Consider the following 8,475-nt stretch of genomic DNA (forward strand, 5'->3'; position numbering starts at 1 on the left):
TGGAAACCATCACCGACCAACTACGCCGCAACGGACTGACGCCCCGTCATCGCCGCCAACCCCAGCTGGCCCGCCACGGCAACCTCACCCACCTGCACACCCCGATCACGGCGGAAACCCAGGGTCAGCCTGTCTTGACGCTGGCCGAACAACTGCACCCCACCCCCGCCGTTGCCGGGTTGCCGCGCAGGGACGCGATGGCCTGGTTGCGCACCCTCGAACCCTTCGAACGGGGCAGTTACGCAGCACCGATCGGTTGGATCGACAGCGCCGGTGATGCGGAACTGCGGGTGGCAATCCGCTGCGGTCACGCCCGGGGCTGTGAGCTGGACCTCACCGCCGGAGCCGGCCTGGTGCGGGGGTCTGTTGCCGAGCGGGAGCTGCAGGAAGTTGGGTTGAAGCTGGCGGTGCTGGCGGACCAGCTGGAACTTCAAACCAGCGCGCGCAGCCGCTCGGTCGTCTGATCCGCCAGGGGCTGGTTCATTAGCCGCTCCACTTCCCGCACACCTGTGGGGCTGGTGACGTTGATTTCGCTAAGCATGCCACCGATCACATCGATACCGACGAAGAACAATCCCTCGGCCCGCAGCGCCGGGGCCAGGGCAGCACAGATCTGACGTTCCCGCTCGGTGAGTTCTGTGGCTTCCGCCTGGCCACCCACAGCTAAATTACTACGGAACTCCCCCGCTGAGGGGCGCCGATTAATCGCCCCAAGGGGATCGCCGTCCACCAGCAGGATGCGCTTGTCGCCTTCCCTCACGGATGGCAAAAACGCTTGGGCCATCACCGGCAGGCGTTCCTGCTCCGTCACCAGCTCCAGCAACGCTTTCAAACCCGGCGCCTGGCCGTTGACCCGAATCACCCCCAAGCCGGCACGGCCCCCCAGGGGTTTGAGCACGACCTCCTGCTGCTCCTGGGCAAACAACAACAGTTCAGACACCCGTCCCGCCACCAACGTTGGGGCCATCCAACGGCTGAAGCGCAACGCCCCCAACTTTTCGTTCCAGCTGCGCAGCGCGCTGGGGCGATTGAGCACCCGAACCCCGGCCCGCTCAGCCACCTCCAGCAGATGGGTGGCGTAGAGATACGCCTCATCCACCGGCGGATCCTTGCGCATCCAGATCACGTCAAATTCAGCCAGGGCCTGACGCTCCGCCACCCCAACCGTGATCCAGGGCTCCGGCGTCACCGGCAGGGCGATCGCGAGGGGTTCATCGCCCCGGGCGATCAGATCGGAGGGCGTGCAGGCCCACACCTCATCGCCGGCCCGATGGGCGGCCTGCATCAACGCAGCAGAAGAATCCTTGGCTGGATTGATCTGCCCCAGCGGATCCAGAACGAACAGCTGGCGCATCGATCAAGCCTTCAACAACGCATCGAGCTCACCGGCACGATCCAGGGCGTGGAGGTCGTCACAGCCACCGATGTGGCGATCGTCGATGTACACCTGCGGAACACTGCGGCGACCATCACCCCGGGCCGCCATGGCATCCCGGGCGGGCTCATCCCCATCGACGCTGTATTCGGTGTAACTCACCCCCTTGCGATCCAAGAGCCCCTTGGTGCGGACGCAGAAGGGGCAGGTTTGCCAGGTGTAGATCTCAACCTTGACCATTACATTGATGATGCCGGTGGTCGGATCCTATGCAGCAACTGCGCTGATAGCGTCAGAGGCTGATCAGGACCGAGTCCTTGCTGGATCTCACCGACTTCAAACGCGACCTCTCCGAGCTCACTGACCGCCTGGGCAATGCCCAGGACTGTCTTTGACGTTCCTGCACTGAACGCAAGACAACAGGATCTCGAACAACTCGCGGCCCAGCCTGATTTTTGGGATGACCAGCAGAACGCCCAGAAGCAGATGCGGCGTTTGGATGAGGTGAAGGCCCAGCTATCTCAACTGGCCGGATGGCGCGGAGCTGTTGATGACGCCCAAGCCACCCTTGAGCTTTATGAACTAGAGCCCGATGACGACCTGCTGCAGGAGGCTCAGAACGGGCTGAACCAGCTGCGACAGGGGCTGGACCGCTGGGAACTGGAGCGCCTGCTCAGTGGCGAATACGACACAGAGGGTGCCGTCCTTAGCATCAATGCAGGCGCCGGTGGTACTGACGCCCAGGACTGGGCTCAGATGCTGCTGCGCATGTACACCCGCTGGGCGGAAGACCGGGGCATGAAGGTGACCGTAGACGAACTCTCCGAAGGGGAGGAAGCGGGGATCAAGAGCGCCACCATCGAAGTGGAGGGCCGCTACGCCTACGGCTATCTGCGCAACGAAAAGGGCACCCATCGCCTGGTGCGCATCTCGCCGTTCAACGCCAACGACAAGCGCCAGACCAGCTTTGCCGGGATCGAGGTGATGCCGAAACTGGAGGAGGAGGTCGACATCGACATCCCCGAAAAGGACCTCGAAGTCACCACCTCACGCTCCGGTGGTGCGGGCGGTCAGAACGTGAACAAGGTGGAGACCGCCGTGCGGATTCTCCACATCCCCACCGGCCTGGCCGTGCGTTGCACCCAGGAACGCTCCCAGCTCCAGAACAAGGAAAAAGCGATGGCCCTGCTCAAGGCCAAGCTGCTGGTGATCGCCCAGGAGCAACGGGCGGCCGAAATCGCCGATATCCGTGGCGACATCGTTGAAGCGGCCTGGGGCAACCAGATCCGCAACTACGTGTTTCACCCCTACCAAATGGTGAAAGACCTGCGCACCAATGAAGAAACCAACGATGTGCAAGCGGTGATGGATGGGGCCCTCGACCCGTTCATCGACGCCTCCTTGCGCCAGGGTGTTGATAGCCCCGGCGCCGATTCCTGATCCCATGGCCACCGAGAACACCCCACCGCCGAACTTCGTCAAACAGGCCATGCGCACCATGGTGCGCATGGGCAGCAAGAGCCTGTTTCACTTCGGCCTCACCGCCATGGGATTCCTCGGCTTCATCACCCTCGTGGCTTGGCTGGGGCGTCCGACCCTGCCCAAGTAGGCATGGAGCTTGACCTCGCGCTGGACCAGGAGGGGGTGGCACTGCAACCCTCCGACAGCGCTGATCTTTTTGATGAAACGGCGTGGCTCCAGCAGTTGGAGCATTGGCTGAACAGGATCTGCGGAGATTCAAGCCTCGACTGCCTAACCCTGGTGCGAGCAGCCGACGAGCTGAGCGTGGGGCTGCGCTTCACCGATGACGCCAACATCTCGGATTTGAACAGCGCCTGGCGCCAGAAAACAGGTCCCACGGATGTGTTGTCGTTTGCCGCCCTCGATGACGCCGGTGACTGGATGGAGGGCCCCAGCATCGAACTGGGAGACATCGTCGTTTCCCTCGAGACGGCCCGGCGTCAGGCCGAGGAGCAGGGCCATAGCCTGCAGCAGGAATTGCGCTGGCTGGTGAGCCATGGCCTACTGCATCTGCTGGGCTGGGACCATCCCGATGAGGAGAGCCTTGCCGCGATGCTGGCCCTGCAGGAGAGGCTTCTTGGGGATGGGTGGTCTGGACAACCCGGGTAGTCTTCGAAAAGCGGGCGTGTGCCCTGCGGAGTCCGAGTTCCGTTCCGATGACCACTGAATCGCCCCGGACACCCTCCGCAGACGCAGCTTCGGAGGAGGTGGCCATGGTGCCCAACGCAATGCGACGACGGGACAGCTGGCGTATCGCCGGTGATCTGCCCTCAAGTTTTCGCTACGCCGCCCAAGGCCTCGGCTATGCCTTCCTCACCCAGCGCAACTTCCGCATCCATGTGGTGACAGGCGTGGTGGTGTTTGGCCTGGCCACCTGGCTGCAACTGGATCTGATCCGCCTGGCCGTGCTGGTGCTTACGGTGGCTGCCGTTCTGGTGTTGGAGCTTCTGAACACAGCTACGGAAGCGGTGGTGGATCTGGCAATAGGCAGGCGCTATCACCCTTTGGCCCGCATCGCCAAGGACTGTGCTGCTGCCGCCGTGCTGACGGCCGCCATCAGCTCCTTGCTGATCGCTCTGTTTCTCCTGCTTCCGCCGCTCTTGCTCCGCCTGGGGCTCTGACTCCCGATTCGCAGATGCTGCTGGTCATCGACAACTACGACAGCTTAACCTTCAACCTGGTGCAGTACTTCGGTGAACTCGCCGCCCAGCATCCGGTGGCAGCCAATCTGCAGGTGCATCGCAACGACGCCATCAGCTTGGAGCAGATCCGCGCCCTGAAACCCGACGCGATCCTGCTCTCTCCAGGGCCCGGTGACCCGGATCAATCGGGCATCTGCCTCGACATCCTCAAGGAGCTCTCAGACACCATGCCCACCCTGGGGGTGTGCCTGGGGCATCAGGCCATCGCCCAGGTGTACGGCGGTCGGGTGGTGCGCGCCCAGCAGCAGATGCACGGCAAGACCTCACCGGTGCTGCACAAGAGCGATGGCGTGTTCGCGGGACTGCCTCAACCGCTGACGGCCACCCGTTACCACTCCCTGATCGCCGAGCGCGACACCCTGCCGGACTGCCTCGAGGTAACCGCCTGGCTCGAGGACGGCACGATCATGGGCCTGCGGCACCGGGAGCATCACCACTTACAGGGGGTGCAGTTCCACCCCGAAAGCGTGCTCACCGATCAAGGCCACCAACTGCTGGCCAACTTCCTGCGGGAAGCCGAGGGATAACGCTGTTAGCGTCCGAAGCACGTTTAATCCCGCCCATGTCCGTCCTGCGTTCCGCTATGACCGCCGCTGCAGGCCTGGCACTCAGCCTCTCAAGTCCGGCCTTCGCGGGCGATGGGGTGTCGATCAGCAGCTACGGGCAGCGAGCCCTGCTGATCCAGGGCGGCGGCCAGTCGGTGCTGCTCAACCCGTACAAGGCCGTTGGCTGTGCAGCAGGCCTGCCCGAGCCCCAGCTGACGGCCGGCGTTGTTCTGGCCAACTCCGAACTCGCCGATGAAGGGGCACGCGATGTTGCCAGTGGCCGCTTTCTGGCCCAACCCGGGTCGTATCGCATCGGCGGACTGAGCCTGGAGGGCTTTGCCAATCCCCACGACCGCATGGGCGGACACCGCTTTGGCAACGCCACCCTCTGGCGCTGGCAGCAGGGAGGCCTCAGCTTTGCCCATCTCGGTGCCACTGCAGGTGAGCTCACGGCGGCTGACCGGGTGCTGCTCGGCAACCCCGACGTGCTGATCATCGGCGTGGGTGGCGGCAGCAAGATCTACACCGCCGAAGAAGCTGCGGCGGTGGTGAAGCAGTTGAACCCCAAACGCGTCATCCCGGTGCAGTACATCAACGGCGACGCGCCTGAAGACTGTGATCAAGAAGGTGTGCAGCCCTTTCTCGATGCCATGGGTGGCAGCGCCGTGCGCTGGGTGGGCCGGACGCAAACCCTGCTGGGTCGTCTCGACGACACCACGGTAATCACGGTAATGCAGTGATTAGCGCATCCAGCTGATCTCTGTCCCAACCCGCCAGCGCAGCCAACAGCAACAACACCCTGGCTTTCTGGGGATTGAGGCTGCCTGCCGACAGCAGCCCCAGTCGTTCGTCCTCGGAATGGCTGTGCACGGGTCCAGACCCGCAGCGGTTGGCCCGAAGCATCAACGGCCGCTGCCCTGGCCAAGCCTGCAGCACCGAACGCTCAGCCGCCGACAACTGGCCAGCGCCGGTTCCGGTGAACACCAGGCCCGCAACACCGGCATTGAGACATGCATTCAGCATGAGCGGCTCGGGCTCCACACACCCGTAGACGATCGGCACCTGGGGCCATTGCTCCGGTAAAGCGAGATCAGCGAAGGGCACCTGCCGGGATCCGCTCGCCACTGGCAGGTGAACGCCAACGTCGTCCACCCAGCCCAGGGCCCCGCTGCCGGGACTAGCAAAGGCGCCGACCCCCTGGGTGGCCAACTTGGTGACCCGCTGGGCGGCATGGATCTGACCATCCATCACCACCAGCACGCCGTGGCCGCGCACTTCGGAGCTCAAGGCCACCTGCACCGCCTGCAAGAGATTCAACGGGCCATCGGCACTGAGGGCCGTGGCCGGCCGCATCGCCCCCACAAGCACCACCGGCCAGGGATCATCGATCAACAGCTGCAGCAACCAGGCGGTTTCCTCCAGCGTGTTGGTGCCATGGGTGATCACCACCCCCGCCAGATTGGGGTCCGCCGCAAAAGCATCACGAATGCGCGCCACCAGCGCTCGCCAGTGCGCAAACAGCAGATCGGCGCTATCGACACTGGCGATCTGCTCAACACTGATCGTCGCCAGGTCCTGCAGATGCGGCACCGCCGCCAACAGAGCATCACCCCCGAGCACACCCGCGGTGTAGTCGTTCAGTGTTGCACTGTCGTCCGCACAGCCAGCGATGGTACCGCCGGTGGCCAGCAGCAACAGGCGGTTCATCGCTCCAGGGGGAGGAACGCCTCCATGAAGCGCTGCATCTGGCTGGTGGTGCCAATGCTCACCCGAAAACAGCCATCAATCAAAGGTTTTCCCGCCATCGAGCGCACCAGGATTCCGGCCTCGCGCAACGCCGCATCCACCTCCGCCACTGGGCGCTGGGGCCAGATCAACAAATAGTTGCCGCCATCGCAGTGGTGGCGTACGCCCGCATCCCGCAACGCCTGCAGGGTCCAATCGCGAGCCCGCAGCACCTCAGCCACGTAGGCATCCACATACGACTGATCGGCCAACGCAGCGAACGCCGCAGCCACGGCCACGCTGTTGACGTCGTAAGGCCCCGTGACGCGGCTCACCCGATCGACGACGTCGGCGTGGCCGATGGCAAAGCCAATCCGCAGACCCGCCAAACCGGCCGTCTTGGCGAGCGAACGGAACACCAGCAGATTCGGCGTGGCTGTGAAATCAGCGCTTGGCAGCACGCTGTCTCCGGTGAAGGCTTCATAGAGCTCATCCACCACCACCAAGGTGCCCGGGGATGAAGCCGCCAAAGCAATCACCTGATCCGCTGGCAAGCGCGTGCCGGTGGGATTGTTGGGGTTGCAGATCAATAACAGCTGAGGTGCGCGGTCCGCCAATGCCTTCTGAATGGCCGCTAATGGAAAATCGAACGTTTCCCCTTGGTAGGGGACCGCCTCGATCGTCATGCCCTGCATCCCGGCGCAGGGGCTGTAGTACCCGAAGGTGGGCGCTGTGGTCAGCAACGTCTCACCGGCATCGCCATAGGCCTGAAACACTGCATGGATGGCGGCATCCACACCGTTAAATAGACCCACCTGATCAGGCTTCAATCCCGGCCTACAGCCGGTTTCCACCAGGTTCTGGAGTAACGCTTCCCGCAGGCCGTCGTACTCCGGATAAACAGCAATCTCTTCGGTGCTGAAGTTGCGCAGTGCCTGGGCCACCAGGGGGCTGGGGCCAATCGTGTTCTCATTGAAATCCAGCCGCAGCCTCTGGCGGCGACCCTCCAGCGGAGTGCTGTAGGCCTTGAGCCGCTCCACAGCAGCGCGAGCCACTGGAGCACTACCGGGTGTGAACGGTTGGATGTTGTCGCTCACATGCGATCCAGGGTGGCGATGCCCAGCAGTCCGAGCCCCAGTCTGAGGGTGTCGGCCGTCAAACGACAGAGGGCCAGGCGGGATGCCAGCGCTTCAGGATCGGCCTTGAGCACCGGCACCTGGTCGTAGAAGCGGTTGAACACCTGGCTGAGCTCGAACAGATAGCTGCACAACCGGTTGGGCAGCAGCTCCTCCTCCACCTCAGCGATCACGGCATCGAACTTCAGCAGCTCCCGCACCAGGGCCCATTCCTGGGGCTCCGTGAACTGAAGCTGGGCCGTGGAACCATCCAGATCACCCCCCTTGCGGGCGATGCCGGCGATGCGCACGACGGCATAGAGCAGATAGGGCGCCGTGTTGCCCTGCAACGCCAGCATCCGATCGAAGGAGAACTGGTAATTGGTGATCCGGTTCTGGCTGAGGTCGGCGTATTTCACCGCCGCCAACCCCACGGTGCCTGCCACATGCTGGATGAACTGCTCCGACTCGCTGCGCTCCTCCTCCTTCAGGCGGGAGCGCAGATCGGTCTCGGCCCGCTCGACCGCTTCATCCAGCAGATCCCGCAAGCGCACGGTGTCGCCGGCGCGGGTCTTGAGCTTCTTGCCGTCCTCCCCCTGCACCAACCCGAAGGGCACGTGCTCGAGGCGAGCGCCGTCCGGGATCCAGCCGGCCCGTTCAGCCACCTGGAACACCCCGGCGAAATGATTGGCCTGGCCGGCATCGGTCACGTAGATGACCCGGCGGGCGCCATCGCCATCCGGAGCTGCACCAAAGCGATAGCGGATCGCCGCCAGGTCGGTGGTGGCGTAATTGAAGCCACCGTCGCTCTTACGCACGATCACCGGCAGGGGGTTGCCGTCCTTGCCGGTCACCCCCTCGAGGAACACACACCGGGCCCCGTCATCGGTCACCAGCAGATCAGCCGCCGCCAGCCCCTCCAGGACCGCCGGTAGGAACGGGTTGTAGAAGGACTCGCCCCGCTCGCTCAGGCGGATGTCGAGCCGGTCGTA

At 64.0% G+C, this 8,475-nt stretch carries 12 protein-coding genes; 7 read left to right on the forward strand and 5 right to left on the reverse strand.

Annotated elements, in window-relative coordinates:
• The coding region (locus tag ACGVJ8_RS06200) for a chorismate-binding protein (protein ID WP_392346414.1) at positions 1–464 on the forward strand (464 nt) is incomplete at its 5' end.
• Here ACGVJ8_RS06200 and gshB read toward each other — a convergent pair.
• Together gshB and grxC are read right to left on the reverse strand one after the other, a co-directional pair.
• The gene (gene gshB / locus ACGVJ8_RS06205; protein WP_392346416.1) at positions 431–1,354 is read right to left on the reverse strand and encodes a glutathione synthase; all 924 of its coding nucleotides are present in this window, start codon (positions 1,352–1,354) and stop codon (positions 431–433) included. The two genes, ACGVJ8_RS06200 and gshB, sit on opposite strands and share 34 nt — an antisense overlap.
• A gap of 3 nt (positions 1,355–1,357) precedes the next feature.
• Positions 1,358–1,615, reverse strand: a complete 258-nt coding sequence (gene grxC, locus ACGVJ8_RS06210; protein WP_392346418.1) for a glutaredoxin 3 — start codon at positions 1,613–1,615, stop codon at positions 1,358–1,360.
• Positions 1,616–1,692: 77 nt separating this feature from the next.
• Here grxC and prfB point away from each other — a divergent pair.
• From prfB to ACGVJ8_RS06240, 6 genes are all read left to right on the forward strand, one after another.
• Positions 1,693–2,815 (forward strand): peptide chain release factor 2 gene (gene prfB, locus ACGVJ8_RS06215; RefSeq protein ID WP_392346420.1). Its coding sequence is split into 2 segments (ribosomal slippage): positions 1,693–1,767 and positions 1,769–2,815, totalling 1,122 coding nucleotides; the frame shifts between segments, so codons are not numbered across the junction.
• A gap of 4 nt (positions 2,816–2,819) precedes the next feature.
• Positions 2,820–2,984, forward strand: coding sequence for a DUF3285 domain-containing protein (locus ACGVJ8_RS06220; RefSeq protein WP_392346422.1), 165 nt, complete (start codon positions 2,820–2,822; stop codon positions 2,982–2,984).
• Between the two features lie 2 nt (positions 2,985–2,986).
• Positions 2,987–3,505, forward strand: a complete 519-nt coding sequence (gene ybeY, locus ACGVJ8_RS06225) for an rRNA maturation RNase YbeY (RefSeq protein WP_392346424.1) — start codon at positions 2,987–2,989, stop codon at positions 3,503–3,505.
• A gap of 104 nt (positions 3,506–3,609) precedes the next feature.
• A complete protein-coding gene (locus ACGVJ8_RS06230; protein ID WP_392346436.1) occupies positions 3,610–4,017 on the forward strand; it encodes a diacylglycerol kinase family protein in 408 nt (135 codons plus the stop codon).
• A gap of 14 nt (positions 4,018–4,031) precedes the next feature.
• On the forward strand, positions 4,032–4,625 hold the full coding sequence (locus ACGVJ8_RS06235) for an anthranilate synthase component II (protein WP_392346426.1): 594 nt from the start codon (positions 4,032–4,034) through the stop codon (positions 4,623–4,625).
• Positions 4,626–4,660: 35 nt separating this feature from the next.
• Complete coding sequence (locus ACGVJ8_RS06240) at positions 4,661–5,383, forward strand: MBL fold metallo-hydrolase (protein ID WP_392346428.1); 723 nt, start codon at positions 4,661–4,663, stop codon at positions 5,381–5,383.
• On the opposite strand, the gene ACGVJ8_RS06245 is transcribed toward ACGVJ8_RS06240, so the two are convergent.
• The 3 genes from ACGVJ8_RS06245 to argS all read right to left on the reverse strand — a co-directional run.
• Positions 5,367–6,350, reverse strand: coding sequence for an asparaginase (locus ACGVJ8_RS06245; RefSeq protein ID WP_392346430.1), 984 nt, complete (start codon positions 6,348–6,350; stop codon positions 5,367–5,369). The two genes, ACGVJ8_RS06240 and ACGVJ8_RS06245, sit on opposite strands and share 17 nt — an antisense overlap.
• Positions 6,347–7,465 (reverse strand): pyridoxal phosphate-dependent aminotransferase, encoded by a 1,119-nt coding sequence (locus tag ACGVJ8_RS06250; RefSeq protein ID WP_392346432.1) that lies wholly within the window; start codon positions 7,463–7,465, stop codon positions 6,347–6,349. Before ACGVJ8_RS06250 ends, ACGVJ8_RS06245 begins: the two co-directional genes overlap by 4 nt.
• The coding region (gene argS / locus ACGVJ8_RS06255) for an arginine--tRNA ligase (protein ID WP_392346434.1) at positions 7,462–8,475 on the reverse strand (1,014 nt) is incomplete at its 5' end. The genes ACGVJ8_RS06250 and argS, both read right to left, overlap by 4 nt.

The organism is Parasynechococcus sp. (genome assembly GCF_042954245.1).
In the GTDB taxonomy this organism is placed as follows: domain Bacteria; phylum Cyanobacteriota; class Cyanobacteriia; order PCC-6307; family Cyanobiaceae; genus Parasynechococcus.

What these genes read in the sequence shown, in the direction of transcription:
- gshB (WP_392346416.1), bottom strand. Translation starts at nt 1,354, where the DNA reads ATGCGCCAGCTGTTCGTTCTGGATCCGCTGGGGCAGATCAATCCAGCC.
- grxC (WP_392346418.1), bottom strand. Translation starts at nt 1,615, where the DNA reads ATGGTCAAGGTTGAGATCTACACCTGGCAAACCTGCCCCTTCTGCGTC.
- ACGVJ8_RS06220 (WP_392346422.1), top strand. Translation starts at nt 2,820, where the DNA reads ATGGCCACCGAGAACACCCCACCGCCGAACTTCGTCAAACAGGCCATG.
- ybeY (WP_392346424.1), top strand. Translation starts at nt 2,987, where the DNA reads ATGGAGCTTGACCTCGCGCTGGACCAGGAGGGGGTGGCACTGCAACCC.
- ACGVJ8_RS06230 (WP_392346436.1), top strand. Translation starts at nt 3,610, where the DNA reads ATGGTGCCCAACGCAATGCGACGACGGGACAGCTGGCGTATCGCCGGT.
- ACGVJ8_RS06235 (WP_392346426.1), top strand. Translation starts at nt 4,032, where the DNA reads ATGCTGCTGGTCATCGACAACTACGACAGCTTAACCTTCAACCTGGTG.
- ACGVJ8_RS06240 (WP_392346428.1), top strand. Translation starts at nt 4,661, where the DNA reads ATGTCCGTCCTGCGTTCCGCTATGACCGCCGCTGCAGGCCTGGCACTC.
- ACGVJ8_RS06245 (WP_392346430.1), bottom strand. Translation starts at nt 6,350, where the DNA reads ATGAACCGCCTGTTGCTGCTGGCCACCGGCGGTACCATCGCTGGCTGT.